The organism is Bifidobacterium sp. B4111, assembly GCF_026537235.1.
Lineage (GTDB): Bacteria > Actinomycetota > Actinomycetes > Actinomycetales > Bifidobacteriaceae > Bombiscardovia.
This window is the reverse complement of the sequence record NZ_JAFNMO010000003.1, coordinates 162,440-189,290: the sequence shown is the minus strand read 5'-3', so window position 1 is coordinate 189,290 and position 26,851 is coordinate 162,440. Positions and strand designations below refer to the sequence as shown.

Genomic DNA, 26,851 nt, shown 5'->3' with positions numbered 1-26,851 from the left:
CTTTCGCGGAATCAACGTTCCCATCGTCCGCCAATCCGTCATCATGCCTGTCGCTTGTCTGAGGACTGTCCGCTTTGGTCCGCAATGATCGAGTCGATCATGGAAGACTGCACGGCATCATCCTGAAGCTGCGAGCCCAGGATCTTGCCGGCAAGAGCCGTAGCCAGCGTGCCCACCTCGCCCTTGAGCGAGACCAGCGCCTGCTGCTGCTGGGACTTGAGAGATCGCTGGGCGTTCTCAGTGATCTGGTTGGCCTCGGTCTCGGCCCGGGTCCTGGCATCGGCCACGATCCTAGAGGCCTCGGCACGGGCGTCATCGCGGATCTGGGAAGCCTCAACACGAGCTTTGCCCAGCTGATCCTGATACTGCTTGCGGGCCTGATCCGCCTCTTCACGAGCCTTAGCGGCCTTCTGGATGTTGCCCTCGATCTTGGACGAGCGCTCATCAAAGATGGCCTGGAACTTGGGCATGAAGAACTTGTAGAAGAAGACGGCCAGGATGACCAGGATGACCAGCGACCACACAATGTCATAAAGCTGGGGAATGAACAGCTGAATCCCCTTGTCTGCCGCTAGAGCGTACATTGGCTCCTCCTTTCCCTTATCTAAGCCGGATCATGCAAGAATCGCACGGCTCAGGCAATGAAGAGTGCCACGAAGCCCAGCAGGGCCAGCACCTCGATCAAAGCCAAGCCGATGAACATGGTGGTGCGCAGCTTCCCGCTGATCTCAGGCTGGCGAGCCATGCTCTCGACGGTCTTGCCGACGGCAATGCCCAAACCAAGCGCGGGGCCGAGGGCTGCAATGCCGTATCCCAGGATGCTCAGATTGCCGGAGACCTCAGCAAGTGTGATGATGTCCATTTATTTTCCTTTCCTCCACCGTTGCCGGTTCTTGGATTGTGGTTCAGCCCCGACTCCCGTCTACTGGTCGGAACCGACGAATATGTGGGCTGCGACGGCCTGTAACGCCAACCGCGGCTTGTCCTTTCCCCTCAACCTTCTTCAGGGTAACTCATGGAGATGTAGACCGTGGTAAGGATAGCGAAGATGTAGGCCTGGAGGGCCGCCACGAAGATTTCAAAGGCCGTCAAGGCGAAGCCCAGAGCGAACCAGCCTACGCCAGCCAGGGCCAGGGACTTGTTGCCGGCCTCAATGATGTAGAACTGGGTGAAGGCCAGACTGACCGCCACCAGTAGATGGCCGGCGATCATGTTGGCAAAGAGTCGAATGGTCAGGGAGGCCGGCTTGACAATGACCATCTCCAGAAGCTGGATGGGCGTCAGAATGATATAGAGAGGCCAAGGCACTCCAGCCGGAAAGAGCTCCGATTTGAAATAGCCCCAGACACCCTGCTCCCGGAATCCCGTCACCATGTACTGACAGAAAGTCCAGATGGCGAAGACCAATGGCATAGTGATGGTCGCAGTGGCCGCGATGTTCATGCCCGGCACAATGCCGCAGAGGTTGAAGACCAGGATGGTCAGGAAGATGGTCGTAATCATGGGCACGTAGCGCTTGCCGCGAATCTCGCCCAAGGTGTCGTAGACGACCGAGTCACGGATGAACTCGATGACCCACTCGATGGCCCCCTGCCAGCGGGAGGGGATCAGCTTGGCCCTTGCGGCGGTGATTCCCAGCACCAGAAGGATGATGACCATGGCCACGAATCTGACCAGGATGATCCGGTTCATGGCGAAGGGCGTTCCCTGGAAAAGAATCTCAGGAGGCAGGAAATCCTCGATGGAAGGCAGCTCGCTCGGCTTGGCCATGGCCAGACTGAAAGCTCCACTTCCCATTGCCTCTAGCATCTATCGCCTCCTGAACGACACAGTGAACACTATAGCGCGTGTGCGACTCATGGCTGCACCGTGTCGATAGTGTACCCACACCACGGCGACCATGGATTCAACCAGTGTGTCACAGATAGCGTTTGCGGGCAGGATTTGCTCCGCGGTGTGGACAGGCTGGTGACGAAATTCGTCCAATCTTTATCGACAGTCAACAGCGCCGGGAACAAGCCCGTACCCATCACCCGCCATGGGCCGGTATCCGTCAGCCCGCGGGCATTCAGGCGCGTGTCTGACGGACCGGTCTGTGCCTAGACGGCCCGCCGCCCGCAACGTCGGCACCTGGTCCAAGTCGTAGGGGGTGGTCTCGTAGACCCAGTTCAGCCAGTTGCGCCAGAGCAGATTGGCATGGGCCCGCCAGGAGAAGACCGGCTCCAGCGTGGGATCGTCGTGAGGATAGTAGTTGACCGGGAAAGGCACCTGGTCCAGGCCCTTGGCCATGTCGCGCTGGTACTCGCGGGCCAGGGTGTCGCGGTCGTACTCCCAGTGACCCAGCACGAAAATCTCTGAGAAATCCCGGGTGCTGATAAGCCCCGGGCCAGACCGGGGACCCCAGGTCAGCACCTGCAGATCCGGACAGGCCCGCACCTGGTCCTCGTCCACCCCGGCCCAGCGGGAGTGGGGCTGCAGGGCTATCTCGTCGAAGCCATTGGTGATGAAGCAGTACTCGTCCTGCAGATACTGAGGAAAGACCCCGAAGACCTTGCGATCCAGGTCGCGCTTGGCGATGCCGTGGCGGTGGTAGAGCCCGGCCATGGCTCCCCAGCACAGATACATAGTAGAGAAGACGTGGGTAGACGCCCAGTCCAGAATGTGGGTAAGTTCCTCCCAGTAGTCGACCTGCTCGAAGTCCATCTGCTCCACCGGAGCGCCCGTCACGACAAGACCGTCATAACAGTTGTCCTGGAAGGAGTCCAGATTCTCGTAGAACTTGACCAGGTGATCCATGCTTGTGTGCACGGCCTGATGGGTTGAAGTCTTCATGAAGTCGATCTCCACCTGAAGTGGCGACTTGGAGATCAGCCGCAGCAGCTGGGTCTCGGTCTCCACCTTGGTGGGCATCAGGTTGAGGATGACCAGCCTGAGCGGACGCATCTCCTGACGCTCCGCCTCGTGGCTTTCCAGGGCGAAGATGCGCTCCGAATCCAGGATGGATCTGGCCGGCAATCCAGTGGGGATGGTGATAGGCATGACTCCATTATCCTCCTGGGAACAAATGCCCACACACGGACTTGACAAAGGCAGCGGAATCCGTAACATAGATAACTGCTGTATTGCACAGCCGACGCGGGGTGGAGCAGTTCGGTAGCTCGCTGGGCTCATAACCCAGAGGTCTCAGGTTCAAATCCTGACCCCGCTACCAGTACGGCTCGGAATCGTCTGGACTCCGGGCCTTTGATTTTCCAACCTGTTTTCTATTTCAGCCCACTTGGGCCTTTAGGAACTAAACGTGGTGCTTTAGAAGCCGTTTTTTGGGTTGTGGTTGTCAGAGTGTGCTGTCGGGGTATCTGACGGGTGTGTGGAGTTCGTTCCAGTCGATGGCGGTGCCGTAGCTTTCGGGCTCGCCCGTTTCCTGTCCGCTCTTCTGTTCTGGTGCTGGTTGTGGTTGGTGGTGTGTGTCTTTGATGAGGCCGGTGGGGTCGGGGTTGGGGCCTTTCATGTAGCAGTGCCATTCGCAGGCGCGTCTCATGTGTTCCTCGGGCAGTCCGTGGTGTTGCAGCAGGGTGCGTTTGATGGGTGAGTTGAGCCCGCCCTCCAAACGGTTGGTGGTGGAGGGCACCGGCCCGCCGGGCGGCCCCCTCGGGGTCGTGGACCCGGGTGAGCCGGTCGCTCAGTTTCTTGAGCTCCCTGCCGGCCTGGAGGCGGGGGCGGCTGGTCAGGTCGGTCCTGGTGTTGCGTTGCACGTGCACCAGGCAGCGTTGGATGCGCGTGCCCGGCCAGACGGCGGCGCAGGCCCTCTCCACGCCGCGCAGCCCGTCCGTGATGAGCACGTCGGGTCGGGGGATGCGGCCGAACAGGGCCGTGTAGGCCGCCGTGTTCTCATGGTGGCACCACTGCCAGTCGATGACCTGGCCGCTGGCCCCGTCGATGGCGATGATCAGGCACCAGCCGTGGGCCGTGCAGGTGCCGTCCGCCATGACCGTGTGGTGGACCACACCGTCCGGCTCGATGGCCGGGGCGATGTTCCAGCACCAGCCGACCCGTTTGCGAAAGGCCCGGGCTCCCGTGGGGCCCATCTGCTCCTGTGTCCTGCCCGTCAGCAGCCAGTCCAGGAACTCGCGCAGCTGGAAGTCACGGGCCCGGTCCCTTCTGACGGCGGTCGAGCTCAGGGCGCAGGCCGTGCACTTCCAGCGTTGGGAACCGGCAGTGGTGCGCCCGCTCTTCTTCATCGGCCCATGGCACACCGGGCAATGCCTGGCCCTCTTCGATCTGGTCCTCATGCCCCCATCGAACAGGACAGGAAAGCCCGTCCAAGGGACCCGCAGGGCCCGCATTAATGGGCCGTCCCATTAATACCACCCAGACACGCCTACTGCCACAAGGCCAAACCAGCAACTTAAGCACCACGTTTAGTTCCTATAGGCCCCTACTTGGGGCAGATCGAAACACTGGCCAGCATGGTGCAGTCAGATACAGATGGATGCCCCAACCTCAGAATCAGAGAAAACCGTCTACATCCATCCCGCGACTCGACTGCACGGTTCACATTCTCAGGCCCCAATGGATTTGGACTTCTTTACTTCGTCGAACTTGGCCTTCATGGTCTCATTATGCCTGGTCAGTTTTCGTATGGTTACATCCTGCGCCTTGTTGTTGGCCAGACGAAGCTGGTTCTCGGAGCCCAGCAGGGCGTCCTTGATCTTGTTCAGGTGACTGATGGATTTGTCGATCTCCTCTACTGCATTCTTGAACTTTTTCGAAGCGATTTCATGATTGCGACCAAAAGCATTTTTGAAAGAGTCCAGCTCTTCCTCAAAATGAGTTATGTCGATGTTCTGTTCCTTCACCTCTTCAAGTTCATTTTTGTATTGCAGGGAGTTCTTGGCAGCATCCCGAAGCAGGGTGATTATCGGAATGAAGAACTGCGGGCGGACGACATACATTTTCTCATAGCGATAGGAGACGTCCACGATGCCCGTGTTGTACAGGTCGCTGTCAGGCTCCAGCAGGGAGACCATGATGGCATACTCACAGTGCTTTCCCCGCCTGTCCTTGCTGCCCGTCCTCGCATCGTTGCCCTTCTCAAAGTAGGCATTGGGGAAGGCCGTGGACCGTAGTTTGTTGAACTCGATCTGGCAATGCTGCTCAAGCGTCTCCCCCACCATCTTGGGGGACAGCTTCGCCTTCAGATCACGCAGCCGCTCAATCTGCTCATCACGATCCTGAATCTGGACCTCATAACGCTCCTTGAGGGACTTGGCCTGGACCTTGCTCTGCAACTCCGCTATCTCTGAGTCCTTTTTGCAACCACCGCTTGCAGCTGCGACTTCAGCTGCTCATTTGCAACGTCTATCAGGCCTGTGTTTGGTCCAATTCGCAAACCTTGCTATTCTCGCATTCATCCTGCTCAAGCCGTTCATGAGGATATCGGCATACCCGGCCTCGTCAAAGGTAAATGCAGATGCCCATTGGGATTAAATGATTTTCATCACGGGCAACCTTTCTTCCTGATCCTGCATTAGACAAAGCCACTCCTGCTCTGAGCAGTCTATACTCGGAAACCGAGTGGCCGCGACTCCTAATGAAGAACTATTCATGCTCTATGTCGATCCCTTACAAGGATTCAACAATCATGGACCAGGTAATGATCTTCCTGATCGCTCCACAAGCTTGACGATAGTCTCCCGCCTGCCTTGCAGTCTCAAAAGCTGCTGCTACGATCGGCTCTTCAACGCCAGCCGCCTCTGCAATCCAGAGTAAAGACGCAGCGTTCTCCAATTTGTCGAAGCAATCCTTTGCGCTATTATTCGGCTTCTGCCGGGAATAGGAACCCGATCCATAGGTGGCATTATCTGCAAACCACTGCACCATATGCTGTTTTTCCGTTCTTGCATGTGCATCCGGCGAATTCCTCACCTCACGAAGGTACCTATCGGAATACGGATAATGTGAGTGCTTGAAACGCAACAAGTGCGAAAACGCAACGCAACTCATGTCATTTCCATTTGCCACGCGAGCCTGTTTCATTAAAGGTTAACTTCAGCTTTTACACTAATCATATCAACGGAGAATAGCGGGAACGTTCAGCCGACAATTAGCCTTGCCGCATTGCTCAGATTGCGTCCGTGTCCTAAAGAACAAAATGCGCAAGGGACGACGCACGTGTACATCATCAACCATCAATCGTAACCTGTGGGAGCGGTTATGTCCGAAATTCTATTTCAGGCTGAGTGCACTGGAATCGTCGGCATTTGCGAAATCTTCGGCATTCACCCCCTAAGCATTAGTCAAAGAAGCAAACACTCTGGGTCATCTTGCCTTAGCTCTTCTAGCTGTTTGACCAATATGGGACGCACTCAATCCAGCTCACACACTGCATAGCACCTGCAAACTCACCCTGGAGACAGCGGTGTACGCGGTCGCTGGCCTGTCGGAGGGAGGGTTGCCGCAGCTTTCTCCACTGTAGACTTTTTTGATTTAGTCCTTTGTTATATGCTCCAACTGCAAGGCAGATGAATTCCTATAAAGGGACACATTTAATTGTTTTCGATTGCCTGGTCGTCGATCAGCAATGTTGCTTGTCCCGACTGAAGGGCGGGAGAGCTGTGGAATCCAAGACAGTATCCACTCGATTTCGCTCGCCCAAAAGTCATTGCAAAAAACAACAGGGTTAGTCTCTAAACCGAATACCGCCCTTGCTGCCGATGAAGACTGAATCCACTCATACTCAGCTCCTTGCTTCCATGTTGCTAGTCAAAATTCGTGACAGATAAGCGATAGGCAAGGTTTGTTGCCGGTTCGTTGGGTGTCCTGTTCGCCACGAAAACCAAAGAAGTAGACTTCCACCGACTTGAATTTGCTAGCATGATTGCATCTCCAGCAGGGAAAGCCAGGGGGCTCATCATGTTATACACACAACTGGGCAAGACGGACATCAACATATCGAAGATCTGCGTGGGGTGCATGAGCTTCGGCAAGCCAGGCACCATGCATGACTGGACACTGGATGAGGAAGGGACTGACGCAGTCGTTGCTCACGCACTGGATCTGGGCATCACCTTTTTCGATACGGCCAACGGCTACTCGGACGGGACCAGTGAGGAATATCTGGGAAAGGCGCTGAGAAAGCATACAAGCCGCGACCAGGTGGTCATCGCCTCAAAGGTCTACTTCAACGAGGGACGGCTTTCATCCAAGGCCATCCATCGCGAGATCGATGGGACGCTCAAGCGACTGGGCACCGACTACCTGGACCTCTACATCATCCACAGGTTCGACTATGAAACGCCAATCGAGGAGACCATGGAAGCGCTCAACGATCTGGTCAAGGTCGGCAAGGTGCGAGCGCTGGGCGCCTCGGCCATGTACGCCAGCCAGTTTCAGGGCATGCAGAAAGTCGCCCATGACAACGGTTGGACCCCTTTCAGCGCCATGGAGAACCATTACAACCTGCTCTACCGGGAGGATGAGAAGGACCTGATACCCTTCTGCAGAAAGACGGACGTCTCGCTCATGCCCTACAGCCCTCTGGCCGCTGGCCATCTGACACGGCCCACCTGGACCGCTGACACCCTTCGTAGCGCCACCGATAAGGTCTCGCGCGGCAAGTACGACCGGGCCGAAGACAACGACTTGGCCATCATTGACCGCGTGCAGAAAGTGGCAGAGCGGCACAACGTACCTATGGCCCGGGTAGCCATTGCCTGGCAGTGGGCCAAAGGCGTAGCCTCACCAATCATCGGCGCCACAAAGGCCCGGCACCTTGACGATGCCGCAGCTGCGCTGGATTTGGAGCTTACACCTGAGGAGATTTCCTCCATGGAGGAACCCTATCTGCCTCATGAAACCGTGGGAGCCATTGACAGCAATCCACCCCAGGGCGTAGTGCTGCTGGACGCGAAGGAGAATTAATTCGGTTGACGCCCATAACCGGCTTGGACCACCTTATATGAAATAGTGTTCATGATAGCTTCTCTGTTGTGGATTCTAATGAAAGATCAAAATCTTTGGATAATGTCAATCCATCCACAATAGTTTGCTTCATATTTCTATAGTCTGTAGGCGTCATCCCCTTTTGTCGTTTAAATACGCGCGAAAAATAATTGAATGACCATCCTACTGATTGCGCTACTCGTTCCACCGGATAATTGGTGGATTTCAACAAGTTCATTGCTCGATTTAAGCGTATTTCCTGAAGGACTTGGTTGGGAGTCAGTTGAATAGCATCTCTGAAGATTCTTGTTATATAACTTTCGCTAAAATGAAAATGCTTAGAAAGATCCTCGAGTTTAATCTCTTCGGCGTAATGATTAGTCAAATAACCAATCATGGATTTAATCTTTGAGTTATCCTGTGTTTTAGCCAAAAGAGGCTCTACATAAGAAAAGGGCTGACGCTCGATCCGTTCCTGATACAACCCCAAGAGCAAAAGCTTAAGCAACGAGTCCATCAGTAATGGACGGACTTCCCCCAGTTCACGCCCACCCACCGTTGCAGCAGTATGCAGCTGCTGAATAATCATCAGCAGCATAGGAGCATCAATATAAAAATCCCTACACTCAAGAACTGGACGGATAATTTCGTAAAGTCCAGATCCGACCACAAATTTTATATCCAAAACCGTCGAACCCTGCAAAAACACATAACCATGAGAAGTACCCTCAAATACAATGAACAAATGATTCTTCTTTAAATCAATGAGTTGTCCATCATATGTCAACTGTTCAGAGCCGGACATGAAGAATTGCAGTTGACAGAACTTATGCTTGTGTTTAGCAATCTCATCACCCAGCTGATAGGACTTTCCACTGATCCAGAGAATCCGGACGTCCTTGTCTCGCATACCTTCTCCTCACTGTTCTAGATACGGCGATTGGGATAATCATAATCGGCGAATCATGCTCAAATTCGAGCCATAGCATGATTTCCAGAACAGCTGCTGTTCAACCAATCACACGTTATCACGTAAACATTGCAGTTTGCTTGGAGGAATGGTTTCATGAACACGAACACAATTGCCGTAACGGCACAGAAAAAGGTTCGATGGCATATTCTACCCTATTTATTCATCATTTATTTTGTGGCCTTTCTTGATCGCTCAAGTATCACTTACGCCTCCATTGGCGGCATGGATGCAGATCTAGGGTTGACTGCAACCACATATGGCTTTATTGCGGGCATATTCTTCATTGGGTAATTCTTGTATGGCATCCCAGGAAATATGATCCTCGAAAAGGTCGGTGCAAAGCGATGGATCGCCCTCATTCTCATACTATGGGGGCTAGTAACCCTGCTGACCGGGTTTGTGCAATCAGCAGTCGAACTTACAATATTGCGCTTCCTGCTTGGCGTATTCGAAGCTGCGCTTTTCCCCGGTATGACTCTGATCGTTACCTACTGGTTTGTCAGCAAAACCAGAGCTGCAGCCATCGCCCTTTTCATGATTGCGCCTCCTCTGGCGAATTCATTCGGGGCACCTGTAGCGACTGCCATAATCAGCAACATCCACCAATTCTTAAATCTATCCGGTTGGCGTTGGCTTTTTCTGATAGTCGGATTGCCGGCTGTGCTCTTGGGAATATTCACATACTGGTATCTGAATGACAAGCCACAGGATGCCAAGTGGCTGACATCTGAAGAACGCCGATGGTTAATCGACGCGTTGGACAAAGACAACCAGGAAAATTCCAAAGAGGGCGAAATCGCCGCACCATTTAAAGAGGCATTCCTAGATAGGAAGATCTGGATCGTAACCCTTATGAACTTCTTCTATGTCATGGGGTTATATGGCATCACATTCTGGCTTCCGCAGATGATCAAGTCGATTTCTTCCAGCAGCTCCACCATGACTGTGGGCTGGTTAACGGCCATACCGTATCTTCTGGGAGCAGTGGCTCTGGTCGTAAATGCCCGGTCATCAGACCGGACAGGAGAGCGCTATTACCACACCGCCCTTGGTGCCATCGTCGGTGGATTCAGCCTACTCGCATCTGCCCTAATCCCTAATCCATATTTAGCTATGGTTTTCATCTGTCTTGCTGCAATAGGCCTTTACGCTTGGTCTGGACCCTATTGGGCAATCACCACGGCCATTGATCCTCGTATCGCAGCAGTCGGTTTGGGCATTGTCAATGCTATTGGCAACTTGGGGGGATTCGTCAGCCCTTATGTAGTCGGTTGGCTGAAAGATTTGACAAACTCCACAGTAAGCGGGATGTACTTCCTAGCTGCATCGCTGATTCTGGCTGGATGTCTAGTCATGCTTTTGAAAAAGACCAACGCACGTTAAATAACAACCAATAAGAAAGAGGCAATATCATGGTAAGAAAAATGATTGTTCCTGAGATGGAATGGACTGACCATCACAGCGAAGGCACTCAACAAGTTGCTGTTATGGAAAAAGTGGGAGATATCGACATCAAATATGCCAAAATTCCCCATGCGAAGGACAATGAAATACGCGTAGATGTCAAATGGGTGGGCATATGCGGCTCAGATTTGGAAGTATATAGAGGGGCTAGAACACCTGAATTTCTCTCCTACCCTATGAGGTTGGGTCATGAAGTTGCAGGGATTGTCGATGAAGTGGGCTCACATGTAGTTGGTCTTAAGGTTGGCGATCATGTTGCACTGCGGTATGTGTGGGGAGCTTTTGCCGAGTACATTACTTGTGATCCATTCTCAGCGGTGCTGCTGCCCAAAGATTTTCCTCTCATGCATGGTTCTCTGATCGAAATCACGCCGACCATACTCAACGGCATGGAACGCGCAGAAATCAGCCAAGCCAAGAACGTGTTGATTATGGGTCAAGGCGTAAGTGGATTGCAACTGACACAGGTCGCACATTTATACAGCCCAAGGAACCTTGTAGTAACCGACCTATTCGATGAAAAGCTGACGCTTTCCAGAGAATTTGGAGCTACTCGAACGTACCGAATCCCTTCACAGGACACGCCAACCATGGACATCGTAGGCAAAGACTTCCCAGATGGCTTTGATGTCGTGATCCCAGCACTGCTGGAAGGCGACGCCATAATCGATGCCTTGGATTGCTGCGCACAGAATGCCAAATTGATCATGTACGGAGGCATCGGGAAAACCTCGAAGACCATCGATTTCTTCAAAATGCACCGTCGCCGCGTCGACATACTGACCACAGAACCCAAACGCGACATCGACAACCATCGACTGCTACGAGAGGGAAGAGACATGGTGCTCAATGGACTAATCAACACCGAGCGAACCGTTACCAACATCTTCCCGCTTTCTCAAATTGCCCGGGCCTTCAAATTGCGGAACCATACGCAAGCTGACGTCATCCATGTCATGATTGACTGTGATGCCACTCACGACGATGGTCGATACGATGAGTAAATCAGAAGTTGCCATGCACCAGTAGGGTGTTCGTCCAGGCTGCTTTTACTGCGAACATAGTGAAATACAACGGTCTAGGATGATTTTCATTACAGAATTATCAACATCCACTGTGTTCCTCAACAGGGATCAAACTCATCCGGGACGCTGCATCGTTGCATTGAACTGGCATGTTGACGAACTCTTTGAATTGAAAGGGAAAGAACTTACTCAATATATACAGGAAGTCGCAGATGTCGCACGAGTTCTTAAATCCATAACCGGATGCAAAAAGATCAACTATGGCATATACGGTGACACCGTTTCCCATTTGCACTTCCATCTGGTCCCTAAGAAACCTGAAGACGACGATTGGGATGATGCTTTCATTAACAACCCGCAAAACCCAATAACGGGCAAAGATGACGTTAATAACCGACTCATCAGCCAAATCCGACAGGAATTGGAGGATAGACACGAAACGCTCTGAGATTGACCACATTATCGATCGAGCTCTAGAGTTCAGCACCAACCGGGGTTTCGTTTTCCCGCACTTTGCCTATTACACGGCAGAGGATTGGCAAAAGCTGAATAAGAATTCCCAAGAGATCATCGACAACATGCTGGGCTGGGATGTTACTGATTTCGGCGAAGGAAACTTTAGTAGACGTGGATTGGTAAGTTTCACTTTCCGGAATGGCAACTATGAGCACCCCGACCTATATCCCAAGCCTTATTGTGAGAAACTCTTCGTAATAGAAGATGGACAAGAGTTGCCCTATCACTTCCATCGAAAGAAAATGGAGGACATCATCAATAGAGGTGGAAAAACAATGGAAATCACCGTCTATAAGGCTGATGCCGACGAAAAGCTAGACAAACAGAAGCCAGTAACTTATGTCTCCGACGGAGAGCGATTCACTGTCCCCGCAGGCTCAGTAATTCAACTGCCACCCGGGCGGAGTGCCACCATGACGCAAGGAACATACCATCAATGGAAAGGAGTGCCTGGGACCGGCAGAATCCTCTTGTTCGAAGTATCATCCACCAACAACGACAAAACAGACAATCGTTTTCTGGAAGACATACCTCGACTGATTTCCGTCGAAGAAGATACACCAAGACAGCATCTTCTTTTCAATGATTATGGTGAAATCAAGCTGAAAGGCTGACCGACGAATCATCGGTAAGACGGTGAAGGTGCCAGACCCCTTGAAGATCTGCCACCTTCACCGGTATGAAACTTCCTAAGCAACATCAGCTAAACACTCGCCTGTTCCAGGATCACTACCTCTCGCGGTTTTTGGCGGACATCTGTCTGACCAAGCGGAAGATGATAAGCCCAGTCATGACCGCCGCAGTGGCAAGGGCCAGGGGAAGCACCACCGCAGATCCGGTCTTAGGCAGCGCGACTTTCAGAGCGTTCCAGTCATCACTGTTGGATTCGACAGATCGATCGGCACAGAGCCGGCGACCATCGACTACCACTCCGTGCGAATCCGCTCGCCCAGATGCCTTTTGGCCATTCTCCAGTTGAGGCAGGGAGGCCTGATCCTGCACTGGACAGGGCACCAGAGGACTGCCTACCACCCGAGCCCTGTCGGTGTGCCTACCTGATATGCCCATCACTGTGGCATGCACGTCTACAGACTGGCCAGGTCGGAGCATCAGGGTCGACCAGTTGTCGGGATAGCGGATCCCGGTCACCCGTCCCTGACCGACGACCGTCTGATCCTCCAAATGGAGTTGCCGGGCGGGGAAGATGGCTCCGGTCCCATCGCCGGGATCGCGAGGGGAATCATTGATGATTCGGAAAACAATGGCGACATCCTCATGGGTCCGGAGGGCCTGTTCCGGCTGATCCCGATCACCCATGGGCATGCCACCAGCCTGATCAAATTTTTCGATATGCAGAGCCGGGGTCATATCGGGCGTTCTGGTCCAAACTGTGTTGGAGACCAGGGTCTTGTCCTGATAGAACTCAGCGAATCGGTTCTCATGACGTTCCACGTTCTTCAGCCGCCTACATTGCAGGTAGGCCCTCCAACCGATCGGGCGGTCGCCTGAAGCGCTGACCAAGACCAAATATCGAGGTGTGGCTTCCACTTTGACCAGGCCTGCAGGATCCGCAGTCATAGTAAACAAGGGATCGCCATGAATGTCTGCAGACATGTCCGAACCAGCCATAATCTGTCCATGATGAATCAGGATGTGCCCGTTCTCGTAAAGGTCCTGGGTTGCGTAGACGGCCCAATGGCCAGTGAATCGATCCACCGTGGGGTCCAGCCGATCCTCAATCCGCCAGGTTTTCACTTGCGGGTAAGCCCTTCCGGCCGGCAGCAGACTGGAGTCCAGGCGATAGAGGAAGAGCCGATCGCGGTAGATACTGCCGCCATGTGCGCTTTTCCCGCCCACGGCGACCACCACATCCTTGGCGGGATTGAGCAACTTGACCGGATTGGTAACCACGTTGGTCGCTTTATGCAGGTCGTTGACGATCTGGGTCGCTTGGTTGCGTACTACATAACCTGATTCTGCGCGGATGACCGTGTAAGGCAGGACCACATCGTAGGTGCGTCCCAGCAGTCCTTGGTCAATAGCCGGCTCTCTGAGGGGATTATGACCGCGGGCAGCAGCATAGGCAGCCAGATCGGTAGGCTGGGGATCCCCTTTGAGTGTGACGCCGGTGGCAGGAACATAGGTATCCACGGTTTTGGCGAAGACCAGGACTACACCGTTTTCAACCTGGATATTGAAAGCCTTGGTGTAATCGCGGCCGTCGGAACCCAAAACCTCGATATGTTTGGAATTGATATCCAGGTGACGAGCGTCGTAGGCATCCGCCATACCCAGCCGCCAGACCGGATAGGCGGTGTCTTTGCGACGGGCGTCCAGACTGATCCGGTAGGCCCCTCGGTCGCCCACAAAAAGCACCTTGCCGTCGATGCTGACTCCTGGATCATGTGCGCTGACATCGTTCTTTGAGGGGTGGAAGTCAGCCAGTGGATTGCTTACCTGGTTGGAGGGGGTCAACGAGTTGTTCAGCGTCAGTACCCACTGATTGCCTACACGATGATCCGTTGGAGCCTTGGGATCAACCCTGCCTTCAAAACGCAGACGGATCCTGGGATTGCCCCCGGCACGCCACTGGCTGATCCGGGCGGGGTCGGTGATGGTCATCCGAAGGCTGTGCTCCTTGTCTTTCCACTTTGTGGCGTATCCGGTCTTGGCGATGACGTCGCCGCTCTGCAGGTCAGTCACTTCAAGAGTCTGCTTGTCGGGCAAAAACCAGCGATCGTAGACATCCGTCAGGATGATTGATTTGACAGGATAGGCCAGATTGTCGGGCAGGCTGGGCTGGGTGTCCAGCTGATACTCCAGCCTCTGACCAGGAAAGACCACCTTGCCGTCAACGCTGGCCTGCTCCCCGCCTTGGCCGGCCTCCGAAATGACATCCTTGCGCACCGGAGGCAGGTATCCACAGATGCCCGGCTTGTTGGTCTGTACGCTCTGCGTGTTGACAGTCTGGGAACCCGAGTTGGTCAGCGCCGCGCCCTGGCTGCCATGGCCGTTCGGGGCCTTGCAGAAAGTCAGTTCCTGGTCAGATGTTCCGCCCAGATCCTTGCGAACCTTGGCTGCACCACCGCCGTTGGCGAAGCGAACCGTAAAAGGAACCAGCATGGTGACCTGCCTAGGATCCTCCATCCCCTTGAGACCCTTCAGCCATCCGCTTTTGGCCTGTACACGCGCCCGAGTGCCGGTCACGCTGATCTCGAAACGATCGGTCACATCCCTGCCCTTGTTCACAATGTCCTGGATGCTGCTTCGGCGGTAGTGCCCATCTGCATCCACCTTGGCCTTGGCCTCGAAAATCCGAATGGCCCGAGCACCATCCTGATCAACCAGATAGTCGGCAGCGCTCCAGTCGTCAGTCAGGGTAAAAACCTTAGGAGCCTCAATCAGATGGGCTTCAGCAGTGGCGTTGACCACCGACCCCACTCTGTCGCCGTCCAGAAAGGCATGTCCATCCGCACCGGTTTTGTTGGTCCACTGAGGGTCGACGACTGCTTTCCAAAGCCCGGTAGCAGGATCGCGCAGAATCCAGGATTTGTCTGGTCTGGGCTTCCAGGTGGGAGTGCGGCGTTCAGGGGTCGATTGATCAACCTGACGGACGGTGCCCTTCCAACGGACTTTTCCACAGTCCAGGATGACCCCGATATCCGGCTGCTCGACAGTCACATCCAGCTGCCATACCCATTGATGCTCCTCAGGCAGAGTCCCGCCCTTCCAGGTGGCTGTAGCCCTATTGCCGGGCGGTCTGCTTCCATCGGCCGTGTTGAAAGCGAATTTGCTGGTCAGATCCTCACCGCTGGTCAGGTCTTTGACCTTCTGCCCGGTGACACGGTACTGCTTGCCTTGGGGATCGAAGACATCGCTGAAGGTCAACTCGCGGCCGCCCCGACCGGTTCCTGTCTCGATGCGGGTGCGGTTGGTCATCCCATCCGCGCTGGTGCCAGGATCCACTTTCTTGTCGGGTGGATTCGGCGGCAGATCGGCCGGTTTAGGCTCATAGTCATTGAGCATGAAGACCACCAGGGAGATGCTGTGCTCGTTGCCGGCATACATGTCGGCGAACTTGTCCAGGCTGTCTCCGGGCTGGTCCCAAAAAGGTTCGCCGGTCCGATAGGTCACCCCGCGGTTGCTGAAGGTACGGTTGGCCACCTGACTTCGCCAGTTGTCCATCCATATGCTGTGGATGGCCATGCTGACCCCATCGAAGACCCGCTGAGAGCCGCGATAGCCCGTGACCACACCCACGCCGGTCACCCGGCAGTGGCTTTGTCCGGATTCGTCGGCATGGGCCTCGTTAAAGCGTGCCTGGCAGTTGCCGTTGGCCTCATCCAGAGCCTGGCGTTTGACCCGAGCAGTGGTGGCATTGCCGCCATCCACAATCCCCATTTTGGAGAAGGCCCTGTCGATGCTGCCAATCTCATAGCCACCGAAGGAGCCATGGTCGTCATCCTTGTAGGTCCAGCCCTGCCAAAACCGGCCATTGCCTTCAGCACCACCGCCGGAATGTCCTGATCCGCCGCCGGCCATGGCGGGGGCCGCCGGGCCTACAAGCGTCGCCAGTGCAGCCAAGGCCGCCAGCAGACCCGTCCATCTGCGCTTGTTCATACTTGTCCTCACTCTTCGCCCACCCCATGAATCGAGTATGAACGGCCGCCGAGCAGGCGTGAGCGTCAGCGAAGCACTGTGGTCGAATGTGCCCCGGGACGGTTATGCTGTGTATGAGACATTCCTATGCCGTCCAGACCGAAAAGGAGACAGGACAATGGCAGAAACATTCGACGTGTTGGTCGAGATTCCTCGGGGCTCCCGCAACAAGTATGAGATGGACCACGACAGCGGCCACATCAGGCTGGACCGCACCCTCTTCACCTCCATGGGCTACCCCGACGACTACGGCTACATCGACGGCACCCTGGGCGAGGACGGCGATCCCCTGGATGCCCTGGTCATGATTCCCGATTCGGTCTTCCCGGGCTGCATCGTCGAATGCCGCGCCGTGGGTCTCTACCACATGGTCGACGAGGCTGGCGGGGACGACAAGGTCCTTTGCGTGCCCGCCGATGTGCGCTTCGATGCCATCAAGGACATCGATGACGTCTCCGACTTCCACAAGCAGGAGATCAAGCACTTCTTCGAGCAGTACAAGGCCCTGGAGCCGGGCAAGGAGGTCATGCCCGGCGATTACTGGACCAACGCGGAGGCCGCCGAGACCCAGATCAAGGCTGCACGCCAGCGCCTGGCCGAACAGCACTGACCTCTCAGGGCCGACTAGCGGTCACAACCACCCCGGCAAGGGCCCAATCGAGCGCCTGAACCGGGGTTTTGCATGCCCAAATCCTCCCAAAACACGTCTGGCCGTCTACGATTGCCAATTGCGGGTGTGCGCAAGGGCAGGAGCGGCTATGACTTTCTATACATACCAATACCTCAAGGGCGGGCAGACCAACTGGACCATGATCAGGATCATCGTGGTCGTCGTTCTGGCCCTGGCCTTTCTCTTCTTCCTGTTCATGTACTCCCGCCACCGTTGGAACCATAAGTACAAGGATCTGTCTATCATCCTGGCCACCCTGCTTCTGCTGGCGGCGGCCATCCAGTACAGCGACTACACCAATCTGCGCACAGCCAGCCTGCAGAGCGGTCAGCTGACCACCGTCATCGACAAATCCGCTGCCAAACTCAAGGTCAAGCCTGAGCAAATCAGTATCAACGACACCTCGCGCAACAACGACATGATCATCAAGACCCCCAAGGGCTACTACACCCTGGTATTCAACAGCTCCGGCTCCGAGTTCCTGCTGCAGCGCGCCGACCTGTACCACCCAGACATCACCGTGATCGGAGAGTGACCCATGGATATCAATTTCTACGTCAACGTGGCCCTGAAGCTGATCGTCGGGCTGCTCTTCATCACCCTGCTCATCAACGTGACCGGCAAGGGGAATCTGGCGCCCACCTCACCCATGGACCAGCTGCAGAACTACGTCCTGGGCGGCATCATCGGCGGGGTCATCTACAGCGACAGCATCTCCATGGCCCAGTACATCGTCATCTTGCTGATATGGGCGGCGCTGATCCTCATCACCCGATACGCCAAGACCCACATCCATGCAGTGGGCAAGTACATCGACGGCGAACCGGTCACCATCATCAAAAACGGCAAACTGCTGGTACAAAATTGTCTCAAGGTCAACCTGACAGCCAAGGAGGTGGACTTCAAGCTGCGCACCAAGGGCATCAACGACATCCGCGACGTCAAGCGGGGCATCGTCGAACAGAACGGCAGCCTGACCATCATCTCCGAGGGTGACAAGGACGTGCGCTATCCGGTGGTCATGGACGGACGGGTCAATCCCGACGTGCTGGATACCATGGGACGGGACGAGGACTGGCTCAATGAGCAACTGGCCAAACAGGGCATAGACAAGGTCAGCGACGTGTACATGGCCCGCTTCCAGAACGGCGAGTTTTACGCCGTCACCTACCAGGATCAGTAGTACTCGAAAACTGACTACAGCATTCGCGAATCACTCGACATTCAGGTGTCATAAACAATTGTTGCAATGTACACTGTAGTGTACACTTTCTTGTGGGGAATGGGACGCATCTTCTCGAAATAAGAGGGGAAAGCGACACCATGCCCTTATCCATCATTGAGGTACTGGAGACTGAGGAATTCAGCCGGTGGATTGATGAGTTGAAAGACACTCAGTCGGCAGCCCGCATCCTACACCGATGGGAACAAGTAAAACGATCCGGACACCTTTTAGGCGACTGGAAGACTGTGGGAGAAGGCGTATTTGAAATGCGTTTTCACAATGGTCCGGGTTACCGCACCGACTTCGGACTGAAGAACAAACAGGTCGTGTTGCTGCTTTGCGGCGGCAGCAAGACTCACCAGAAGAGGGACATAGACCGGGCAAAACATCTGTGGAAGTCATATCTGGAGAGCTGACGGCATCCAGATGGGGAACAAACGGACCACATTAAGGACAGAGTCGTGATGACGTTGAAGATCAGGGAATTTCATGCAGGCGACCATATACATACCGAGCAAACAGCCGTCCGCTACCTGCAGGTTGCCATGGAGGAGGCCGACAAGGCCGAAACCTCTCGGCAGGGGGCTGCCATCATCGCAGATGCACTCGGTGAGGTGGCACGAGCACAGAGGCATATGAGCGCCATCGCCTCTGATGCCGACCGATCCCGGTCGGGCATCTACAAGGCCCTGAGCAATCAAGGAAATCCGGCACTGAGCACGGTCATCAGCGCCGTCCATGCGGCAGGGGGCAGTCTGACTGTGACCATGGCTCACTAAGGGGCCGATCGGATAGCCTGTCATGCTTGATTATCACAGCGCTGACAAGTAAAATCTGTGTCCATATTGTTATGGCGTAGCATGTGAACGACGTTCAACGAATTCAAAGCCGATTCCAATCGGCAGTTCCGCGCTCGACGCTCCCGAGGCGTAGGCGGGTTTGAGGAGACCTGGTCGAGGCCCATCCCACCAGGGATGAACCCTTTCAAGGAATGCCGTGTTCTTGAGATTGTTGTTTATCGCTTTAGGTGTATCTTCTGATGCCTTCGCCGTCTCCATCAGCAAGGGACTGTCCGTGGACCGACTGCGGGCGCGCCACCATTGGCTGGTCGGGCTGTGGTTCGGCGGATTCCAGACTCTGCTGCCCCTGCTAGGTTACTTCGCCGCTTCCATGCTGCAGGATTCCCTGGCCGCTGTGGATCACTGGATTGTCTTCGGCATCCTTTCAGCCATCGGGGTCAACATGATCCGAGAGGGTGTCTACGGCAAGGAGGAGGGAGCGGACGGCGAGGAGAACTTCTCCTGGCGGAAGATGCTTCCTGCGGCCATCGCCACCAGCATCGACTCATTCGGAGTGGGCGCGGGTCTGGCCCTGCTGGGCATCAACATCTGGCTGTCCGCACTGGTCATCGGGCTGGTGACGGCGGCGGCCTCCATTCTGGGGCTGCGCATCGGATACGCGGTCGGGTCCCGCTGGCGCAAGCCTGCCAGAATCGCAGGCGGCATCATTCTGATTGTCATGGGCATCCAGATCCTTCTGGATCACCTGATGAATGCCTGACTCAGAACGTCGTCTGCAAGACCATGACGGACAGGGCCACGATGGATCCGGCCAAAAGAACCGACATCAGCGCCAGGCCAACGGCCCCACGCCGATCAGCTGCCTCCTGGGCCCAGTGATAGCCCGAAGTCATCAACCCGACCAGCAGCAGCAAGGCCACAAGCACCACCAGGATCAGCATCAGGTCAGGTCGCAGGCCTCTGATCAGCTCTGGCAGGAAGACCCACCCCGAGGCAGCGACGGCGGTCACCCCGCCCATGGCGGTTGCAGAAATGCCCCGAATGACCATCCGCCTGTCCCGACGCAGCATCTGCCGAACAAACATGAACACGGCCAGGAGGGCCAGCAGGAATGCCGCAGTCGTCAGCCAGGCCCAGAGGGCACCAGGCCCCTGTACGACCAGGGCCGGCACCAGAGCGACCAAGGTCAGCAGGCCGAACATGGCTCGGTCAGGACCGGGTCGGATGCCTTTGCCCACCAGGGGCCAAGAGGCCAACAGGGCCAATGCCAGCACCAAAACCAGAACGGCCTGCACCCATCGAGCGACCCGAGGAGCGGCCAGCAAGCCCGTCGCCACGCCCGGCAGGATCAGGGCCGCCAGGGCCACCAACTGCGTCAGAGCGGGCGCGCGCCCATCCCGGGTTTCTTTTACGGTCTGCGCCATGGGTCCTCCTGCCTGTCCCCGTCGGGGAGCCATACGTCACATCCTAGGGCAAGGCCATCCTGAGAACTCGGAGCCCCTGTGACGGGCCGATTGTACAATGATGACGACTGTTCAACGAATCCACCGCTATGGACGAACGGACAGGGAAGAAGGTACCCCGTGACGGATCTGACCCTGATGACCTGCGCCGATGACCCGGCATCGGTTCTGCCCGCCTTGGCCCTGCTCTCCCATCGAGTGCGCGTCCTGCCCTTGGACGCCGCATCCCTGGTAAGAATGCCCGAGGATACCGTTCTGCTGATCGATGCCAGCGACGACCTGGCCGAGGCCAAGACCCTCTGCAACCTGACCCGAGCCTCGGGCCTGTCCACGCCCATCATCCTGATTCTGAGCGAGGGTGGCTTCACCGTGGTCAATGCCAGCTGGGGTGTAGCTGATGTGATCATTCAGTCCGCATCACCCGCCGAGGTCGAGGCCCGGTTGCGCTTGGTCTGTCAGCGCGTGACACCGACGCGCAAGCCGGATGCCCAGCCGGAAGAGGCGGAGGATCAGGTGCCCACTGGCCAGGTTCGCTCGGGTGACCTGGTTGTGGACACCGAAAGCTACACGGCCCGGATACACGGCCGTCCCATCAACCTGGCCTACAAGGAATTTGAGCTGCTCAAATACCTGGTCCAGCATCCCGGCAGGGTCTTCACCAGGGCACAGCTCCTCCAGGAGGTCTGGGGCTATGACTACTACGGCGGCACCAGAACGGTGGATGTACACGTGCGGCGGCTCAGGGCCAAGCTGGGCAGCGAGTACGAGCACCTGATCGGCACGGTCCGCAATGTGGGATACCGGTTCGACCCGCCCTCATCGGCCAGAACGGCCCAGGCTCCCAAGGCCACGACAGATGCAGGAAGCGAACCGGATACCGCCGAGCAAAATGACAGCCAGTCCGAACAATCCAAAGATGCCAAGAAGAAAAAAACCGATCATAGTGACTGATGCATCATCCAATCGAAAGCACCCCCAAGGCAGGGAGAGCAAAGCCCAGCGCCTGACCCGCATGCACGAGGAATACCGCATCCTTTGCCAAGTCTTTCCCGAGGCGGTCTGCGCCCTGCACTTCCGCAACCCCTTCGAACTGCTGGTGGCCACGGTCCTGAGCGCCCAGACCACCGACAAGCGGGTCAACTCGGTGACCCCCGAACTCTTCGAGCGCTACCCCGACCCTGCAACCATGGCCCAGGCCCAGCCGACCGAGCTGGAGGCCATCATCCATCCGGTAGGCTTCTACCACGCCAAGGCCCGCCACCTGCTGGGGCTCTCCCTGATGCTGACCGAGGATTACGGCGGAAAGGTCCCTGAGACCATGGGGGAGTTGACCAGCCTACCTGGTGTGGGGCGCAAGACCGCCAACGTGGTCCTGGGCAACGCCTTCAACATTCCTGGATTCCCTGTGGACACCCACGTCACCCGGGTCACCGGCCGCCTGCGCTGGCGGACCGACTGGCGCAGCACCCATCCCGATCCGGTGAAGATCGAGCATGAGATCTGCGACTGCTTCCCGCCCGAGGACTGGACCAATCTATCGCACAGACTGATCCTCCACGGCCGGGCTACCTGCCACGCCCGCAAACCTGACTGCCTGCACTGCCCACTGGCCGAGACATGTCCCAGCGCCGAGCTCCTGGCCGGACCGACCTCTCGATAGAATCAAAACCATGGCAAGCGGCAGACACAGACGAATCAGCTCCGGAATCATCTTCATCCTGGTACTGGCGGTCCTGACCGCGGGCACCTACATGGCCTGGCCGTTGTTGACTGGCCAGGGAGGCTGGCGGCTGCCCTGGAACCTTGGAGGCTCGGGCCAGGTAGTGCGCATCAGGGCCCGGCAGGCTCCGGTCTCCTTGGACATCCGCACCGAGCCCGGTCAGGCCACTGACCAGGCCCTGATGGGCAACGTCTACCAGACCCTGACCAGGCCCGACGCCCAAGGTCGGCCGACTCCTGGACTGGCCCAGAACTGGGAGATCTCCGCCGATGGGCTGCTCTACACCTTTCATCTGCGCAATGATGCCCGCTTCGCCGACGGACGCCAGCTGACCTCAGAGGATGCCCTCTGGTCCCTGCGGCAGATCCTCGACCACCAGTATCAGGGCCACCAGGACCTGGATGGCCTGGCCAGGGTCACCAACCCGGATAATGCCACCCTGGTGATCAGACTGAAGAGCCCGGATGCCCATCTGCTGACCGCTCTGAGCGGTCGGGCCGGCATTGTCTACGATCGCCAGGCCCACGTCAACTACTCCACCCAATCGGCCGGATCAGGCCCATATCAAGTGGATGACTGGCAGCCGGGAGCCAGCCTGACCCTCACCACCAACAAGTCCTACCGGGGCCCGGACAAGGCCGCCATCCACAAGGTCATCTTCAGCTATGCCGGAAGCCCCGAGCAGACCGTCAAAGATCTGAACCAGGGACGTCTGGACGCTGTAGTGGACATGGATCCGGCTACCGCCAAGCAGGCTGGTAAGGCTCCGACAGCAACACCCAGCTCAAACAATGTGGTCCTGGCCTTCAACAACGAGGCATCCAGTCTGTTGTCCGACCAACATGTGCGCGAGGCCGTTCGCTACGCCCTGGACCGCCAGGCGCTGGCCGATCTGGAAGGCGGCGCAGCCAAGGCGCTAGGTGGACCACTCAACCCGCTCAGCCCAGGCTACGATCCCAGTCTGCAGGCCTTCCCATTCGATCGTGTCCAAGCGGCTCGTCGAGCCTCCTACTATGCCCAGTCCTACTATCACGGCGGCCTGCGCCTGGTCTATCCCCAGGAATTCGGCAGCCAAGTTGGCGATCTGATCAGCACGCAGCTGAAGGCGGTGGGCATCCCCACCCAGGTCTCCATGGTGGATCAGGCTGCATTCCGCGACCAGGTGCTCACCCGTCACGACTACGACATGGCCCTGCTGATCATGAACAATGACGACATCGGCCGCTTCGCCGACCCCAACGCCACCATGCTCTTCGACAACACCGAGGTCCAGGAATCCTGGAAGCAGGTCAAGGCCAGCACCGACCAGAATACCTATGCCGAACGGCTACGGGCTTTCGCCCGACAGGTCAGCGACCTCTCCCCCAGCGACTGGCTTTATGAGCGCACACCCTTGGTCCTGAGCGCTCCCCGACTCCAGGGTATGCCCAGCTCGCTGTTGGACCGCTACCTGCCCCTGTGGAACCTGCATATCAAGGGTTGAGGAAACCGGGACTCCTTGTCACCATTCGTCCATAAAATGCTGGTATGTCTGCTGAACACCAAGGAATCGTCAATGCCCATCTGACCCCCCTACCTGACAGGGTGGGCGTGGATGGCCTGGAGGAAAAGTGGTGCCGCGACTGGGATGAGTCCGGCGTCTACCGCTTCCGCAACACCCGCGAGCGCTCCGGCGTCTACTCCATCGACACCCCGCCGCCCACGGTTTCGGGGCATTTGCATGTGGGGCACGTCTTCTCATACACCCATACCGACGTAATCGCCCGGTTCAAGCGGATGCAGGGATACGACGTCTTCTACCCCATGGGCTGGGACGACAACGGCCTGCCCACTGAGCGGCGGGTTCAGAACTACTACGGGGTTCGCGTGGACACCTCGCTCAAGTACGATCCGAACTTCAAGCCTCCCTTCCACGGGACCAAGGGCAAGAAAATCAGCGCCAAGGACCAGGTGCCCGTCTCCCGTCAGAACTTCATCGAACTGTGCGAAGAACTGACCACCGAGGACGAGAAGCTCTTCGAGCAGCTCTGGCGGTCGCTGGGCCTGTCAGTGGATTGGTCGCAGACCTACCACACCATCGGCGAGCATCCCCGCCGGGTGGCACAGAAGGCTTTCCTGCGGAACCTGGCCCGGGGCGAGGCCTATCAGAAGGAGGCCCCCGGACTCTGGGACGTGACCTTCCAGACCGCCGTGGCCCAGGCCGAGCTCGAGTCGCGCGAGTACGACGGCTTCTACCATCGGGTGGCCTTCCGGTTTGCGGACGGCGCGCCAATATACATCGAGACCACCAGGCCTGAGCTGTTGGCGGCCTGCGGCGCCCTGATCGCCCACCCTGACGACAAGCGCTATCAGAAGTACTTCGGGCAGAAGGTTTACTCCCCCCTGTTCAAGGTAGAGGTGCCCATTCTGGCCCACCCCGCCGCCGAGATGGACAAGGGCGCCGGCATCGCCATGTGCTGCACCTTCGGCGACGTAACCGACGTGCAGTGGTGGCGGGATCTGAACCTGCCCACCAGGTCCATCATCCAGCGCAACGGTCGAATCGTCATGGATGTGCCTGACTGGATCACCGATGAAGGCGGACGGCGAATCTTCAAGCAGACCGAAGGCAAGACCACCTTCTCAGCCCGCAAGATCATCGTGGACGCCCTGCGCGAGTCCGGCGACCTGGACGGCGAGCCCAAGCCCACCAAGCGCATGACCAACTTCTATGAGAAGGGCGACAAACCCCTGGAGATCGTCACCTCCCGTCAATGGTATCTGCGCAACGGCGGCACTGACCAGAAACTGAACCAGGAGCTGCTGGAGCGCGGCAGAGAGCTCAACTTCCATCCGGACTTCATGCGGGTGCGTTACAACAACTGGGTCGAGGGCCTGAACGGCGATTGGCTGATTTCCCGCCAGCGCTTCTTCGGAGTTCCTTTCCCCCTCTGGTACCCGGTAAAGGAGAACGGCGAGACTGACTACGCCCATCCCATCACCCCGGCCGAGGACAGGCTCCCCATTGATCCCAGCACTGATGTGCCCGAAGGCTTCGAAGAGTCTCAGCGCGACCAGCCCAGCGGATTCACGGCCGAGAAGGACATCATGGACACCTGGGCCACCAGTTCCCTGACCCCTCAAATCGTGACCCACTGGGCCGAACCGAGCGAGAAAGACCAGGCCCTCTTCAAGGCTACCTTCCCCATGGACCTGCGACCCCAGGGCCAGGACATCATCCGCACCTGGCTCTTCAGCTCCATAGACCGGGCGCACTTGGAGAACGGCTGCCTGCCCTGGAGCGACACCACCCTGTCGGGATGGATCCTGGACCCGGACCATAAGAAGATGAGCAAGTCCAAGGGCAATGTAGTAGTGCCGGATGAACCCATCAAAAAGTATGGCGCCGATGCCGTGCGCTACTGGGCATCCTGCGCCCGGCTGGGTCTGGACGCCACCTACGATGAGGGGCAGATGAAGATAGGCCGCCGTCTGGCCGTCAAACTTCTCAACGCCGTCAAGTTCGCCCTGGCCATCGGCCGCGAGGACGAGAACCATAAGGTCACCCAGGCAGCGGAGACCACCTGGAATCCTGCCGGCGTCACGGTCCCGCTGGATCGCGCGGTCCTGGCCGGCCTTGCAAGGGTGATCGACCAGGCCACCAAGGCCCTGGAATCCTACGAGCACTCCAAGGCCCTGGAGGTGACCGAATCCTTCTTCTGGGACTTCTGCGACAACTACATCGAGCTGGCCAAGAACCGGGCCTACGGAACCGCTGACGCCACAGGCAGGATCCCCGATGATGCCCAGGTGCTGAGCGCCCGCACGACCCTGGGGCTGGTCCTGGATGCGCTTGACCGTCTTCTGGCCCCCTTCCTGCCCTTCGCCACCGAGGAGGCATGGCAGTGGATGCACCAGGGGGACGGTTCAGTTCACCGGGCCTCCTGGCCTCACCCGGAAACATACCTGGCTGCCGCCCAGGGCCAGGACCCAGCCCTTCTGGCCTGGGCAGGAAGCGCCCTGGCATCCCTGCGGCGAATCAAGTCAGAGGCCAAGGTCTCCATGAGGACCCCTATCCTCTCCGCATCTCTCAGCGTGGCACCGGAGGGCCTGGAAGCTGTGAAGAACGCTTTGGAAGATATAGCCGAAGCAGGCAGGGTCACTGGAAACCTGAAACTGGCCGAGGAAGCCAACCAGCCCGAAGGGATGGGATCCGCCGAGGATGAGGCCGGCATCCGTGTGACTGCCAGCCAGCTGGGCGAGCCTCCGGCCAAGAAGCCTCGCAAGTAAGCTCCAGGATTCGCAAGGCAACCGAAGCGATTCGGCCCTGGCCACCCGCCGCCGCCCTGAAGACATCGTCGTCTCCAGGGCGGCCATCATAACAATCCGCGATGCCGAGCGTATGATTGCCGCTCG

25 protein-coding genes, 1 tRNA gene and 1 pseudogene are annotated in these 26,851 nt (G+C 57.0%); 17 read left to right on the top strand and 10 right to left on the bottom strand.

The features are described from left to right. Positions 1 to 41: 41 nt before the first annotated feature. The 4 genes from J3T93_RS06985 to J3T93_RS06970 form a co-directional block, all read right to left on the bottom strand. Entirely contained in the window at positions 42 to 584 is a 543-nt protein-coding gene (locus J3T93_RS06985) for a F0F1 ATP synthase subunit B (RefSeq protein WP_254478244.1), read from the bottom strand. A gap of 50 nt (positions 585 to 634) precedes the next feature. Further along, entirely contained in the window at positions 635 to 862 is a 228-nt protein-coding gene (gene atpE / locus J3T93_RS06980) for an ATP synthase F0 subunit C (RefSeq protein ID WP_254478243.1), read from the bottom strand. Positions 863 to 993: 131 nt separating this feature from the next. Further along, positions 994 to 1,809, bottom strand: a complete 816-nt coding sequence (atpB, locus tag J3T93_RS06975) for a F0F1 ATP synthase subunit A (protein WP_267431094.1) — start codon at positions 1,807 to 1,809, stop codon at positions 994 to 996. A 180-nt stretch (positions 1,810 to 1,989) separates the two neighbouring features. After that, positions 1,990 to 3,039, bottom strand: coding sequence for a homoserine O-succinyltransferase (locus tag J3T93_RS06970; protein WP_267431093.1), 1,050 nt, complete (start codon positions 3,037 to 3,039; stop codon positions 1,990 to 1,992). A gap of 95 nt (positions 3,040 to 3,134) precedes the next feature. On the opposite strand from J3T93_RS06970, the gene J3T93_RS06965 reads away from it, so the two are divergent. Further along, positions 3,135 to 3,211, top strand: a tRNA-Met gene (locus tag J3T93_RS06965). Positions 3,212 to 3,334: 123 nt separating this feature from the next. Here the strand turns inward: J3T93_RS06965 and J3T93_RS06960 are convergent. The 3 genes and pseudogenes from J3T93_RS06960 to J3T93_RS06950 form a co-directional block, all read right to left on the bottom strand. After that, a pseudogene (locus J3T93_RS06960) lies at positions 3,335 to 4,289 on the bottom strand (transposase-like zinc-binding domain-containing protein). A 270-nt stretch (positions 4,290 to 4,559) separates the two neighbouring features. Further along, positions 4,560 to 5,288 (bottom strand): DUF2130 domain-containing protein, encoded by a 729-nt coding sequence (locus J3T93_RS06955; protein WP_267431092.1) that lies wholly within the window; start codon positions 5,286 to 5,288, stop codon positions 4,560 to 4,562. A gap of 334 nt (positions 5,289 to 5,622) precedes the next feature. Beyond that, positions 5,623 to 6,003, bottom strand: a complete 381-nt coding sequence (locus tag J3T93_RS06950) for a hypothetical protein (protein WP_267431091.1) — start codon at positions 6,001 to 6,003, stop codon at positions 5,623 to 5,625. Between the two features lie 909 nt (positions 6,004 to 6,912). Here J3T93_RS06950 and J3T93_RS06945 point away from each other — a divergent pair. After that, positions 6,913 to 7,920, top strand: a complete 1,008-nt coding sequence (locus tag J3T93_RS06945) for an aldo/keto reductase (RefSeq protein ID WP_267431090.1) — start codon at positions 6,913 to 6,915, stop codon at positions 7,918 to 7,920. A 49-nt stretch (positions 7,921 to 7,969) separates the two neighbouring features. Here the strand turns inward: J3T93_RS06945 and J3T93_RS06940 are convergent, their stop codons facing one another. Then, complete coding sequence (locus J3T93_RS06940) at positions 7,970 to 8,851, bottom strand: AraC family transcriptional regulator (protein WP_267431089.1); 882 nt, start codon at positions 8,849 to 8,851, stop codon at positions 7,970 to 7,972. Between the two features lie 156 nt (positions 8,852 to 9,007). Here J3T93_RS06940 and J3T93_RS06935 point away from each other — a divergent pair, with 156 nt between their 5' ends. The 5 genes from J3T93_RS06935 to J3T93_RS06915 all read left to right on the top strand — a co-directional run bounded on the left by J3T93_RS06935 (position 9,008) and on the right by J3T93_RS06915 (position 12,533). Beyond that, complete coding sequence (locus J3T93_RS06935) at positions 9,008 to 9,205, top strand: hypothetical protein (protein WP_267431088.1); 198 nt, start codon at positions 9,008 to 9,010, stop codon at positions 9,203 to 9,205. 24 nt (positions 9,206 to 9,229) lie between these two features. Continuing rightward, positions 9,230 to 10,297: an MFS transporter gene (locus J3T93_RS06930; protein ID WP_267431086.1), complete on the top strand. Its 1,068-nt coding sequence runs from the start codon at positions 9,230 to 9,232 to the stop codon at positions 10,295 to 10,297. Between the two features lie 41 nt (positions 10,298 to 10,338). Then, positions 10,339 to 11,382: a zinc-dependent alcohol dehydrogenase gene (locus J3T93_RS06925; RefSeq protein WP_267431085.1), complete on the top strand. Its 1,044-nt coding sequence runs from the start codon at positions 10,339 to 10,341 to the stop codon at positions 11,380 to 11,382. 79 nt (positions 11,383 to 11,461) lie between these two features. Further along, a complete protein-coding gene (locus tag J3T93_RS06920; protein ID WP_267431083.1) occupies positions 11,462 to 11,851 on the top strand; it encodes an HIT family protein in 390 nt (129 codons plus the stop codon). Further along, on the top strand, positions 11,784 to 12,533 hold the full coding sequence (locus J3T93_RS06915; RefSeq protein ID WP_267431081.1) for a D-lyxose/D-mannose family sugar isomerase: 750 nt from the start codon (positions 11,784 to 11,786) through the stop codon (positions 12,531 to 12,533). The genes J3T93_RS06920 and J3T93_RS06915 overlap by 68 nt, the downstream gene beginning before the upstream one ends. Positions 12,534 to 12,648: 115 nt before the next feature. Here J3T93_RS06915 and J3T93_RS06910 read toward each other — a convergent pair whose 3' ends face one another. Next, positions 12,649 to 16,539 (bottom strand): LPXTG cell wall anchor domain-containing protein, encoded by a 3,891-nt coding sequence (locus J3T93_RS06910; RefSeq protein ID WP_267431079.1) that lies wholly within the window; start codon positions 16,537 to 16,539, stop codon positions 12,649 to 12,651. Between the two features lie 157 nt (positions 16,540 to 16,696). On the opposite strand from J3T93_RS06910, the gene J3T93_RS06905 reads away from it, so the two are divergent. From J3T93_RS06905 to J3T93_RS06880, 6 genes are all read left to right on the top strand, one after another. Further along, complete coding sequence (locus J3T93_RS06905) at positions 16,697 to 17,188, top strand: inorganic diphosphatase (protein WP_101432914.1); 492 nt, start codon at positions 16,697 to 16,699, stop codon at positions 17,186 to 17,188. Positions 17,189 to 17,336: 148 nt separating this feature from the next. Then, positions 17,337 to 17,783, top strand: coding sequence for a DUF3290 family protein (locus tag J3T93_RS06900; RefSeq protein WP_121915011.1), 447 nt, complete (start codon positions 17,337 to 17,339; stop codon positions 17,781 to 17,783). Between the two features lie 3 nt (positions 17,784 to 17,786). Next, positions 17,787 to 18,431: a DUF421 domain-containing protein gene (locus J3T93_RS06895; RefSeq protein WP_024626892.1), complete on the top strand. Its 645-nt coding sequence runs from the start codon at positions 17,787 to 17,789 to the stop codon at positions 18,429 to 18,431. Positions 18,432 to 18,571: 140 nt separating this feature from the next. Beyond that, positions 18,572 to 18,889: a type II toxin-antitoxin system RelE/ParE family toxin gene (locus J3T93_RS06890; protein WP_267431078.1), complete on the top strand. Its 318-nt coding sequence runs from the start codon at positions 18,572 to 18,574 to the stop codon at positions 18,887 to 18,889. A gap of 48 nt (positions 18,890 to 18,937) precedes the next feature. Beyond that, complete coding sequence (locus J3T93_RS06885) at positions 18,938 to 19,252, top strand: addiction module antidote protein (RefSeq protein WP_267431117.1); 315 nt, start codon at positions 18,938 to 18,940, stop codon at positions 19,250 to 19,252. A gap of 217 nt (positions 19,253 to 19,469) precedes the next feature. Further along, positions 19,470 to 20,033: a manganese efflux pump MntP family protein gene (locus J3T93_RS06880; RefSeq protein ID WP_267399297.1), complete on the top strand. Its 564-nt coding sequence runs from the start codon at positions 19,470 to 19,472 to the stop codon at positions 20,031 to 20,033. Position 20,034: 1 nt separating this feature from the next. Here the strand turns inward: J3T93_RS06880 and J3T93_RS06875 are convergent, their stop codons facing one another. Then, positions 20,035 to 20,697, bottom strand: coding sequence for a hypothetical protein (locus J3T93_RS06875; protein WP_267399296.1), 663 nt, complete (start codon positions 20,695 to 20,697; stop codon positions 20,035 to 20,037). 159 nt (positions 20,698 to 20,856) lie between these two features. On the opposite strand from J3T93_RS06875, the gene J3T93_RS06870 reads away from it, so the two are divergent. From J3T93_RS06870 to valS, 4 genes are all read left to right on the top strand, one after another. After that, positions 20,857 to 21,687, top strand: a complete 831-nt coding sequence (locus J3T93_RS06870) for a winged helix-turn-helix transcriptional regulator (protein ID WP_267399295.1) — start codon at positions 20,857 to 20,859, stop codon at positions 21,685 to 21,687. 61 nt (positions 21,688 to 21,748) lie between these two features. Next, positions 21,749 to 22,396: an endonuclease III gene (nth, locus tag J3T93_RS06865; protein ID WP_267431116.1), complete on the top strand. Its 648-nt coding sequence runs from the start codon at positions 21,749 to 21,751 to the stop codon at positions 22,394 to 22,396. Positions 22,397 to 22,406: 10 nt separating this feature from the next. Next, positions 22,407 to 23,939: an ABC transporter substrate-binding protein gene (locus tag J3T93_RS06860; protein WP_267431077.1), complete on the top strand. Its 1,533-nt coding sequence runs from the start codon at positions 22,407 to 22,409 to the stop codon at positions 23,937 to 23,939. A 44-nt stretch (positions 23,940 to 23,983) separates the two neighbouring features. After that, positions 23,984 to 26,725: a valine--tRNA ligase gene (valS, locus tag J3T93_RS06855; RefSeq protein ID WP_267431076.1), complete on the top strand. Its 2,742-nt coding sequence runs from the start codon at positions 23,984 to 23,986 to the stop codon at positions 26,723 to 26,725. Positions 26,726 to 26,851 lie beyond the last annotated feature (126 nt).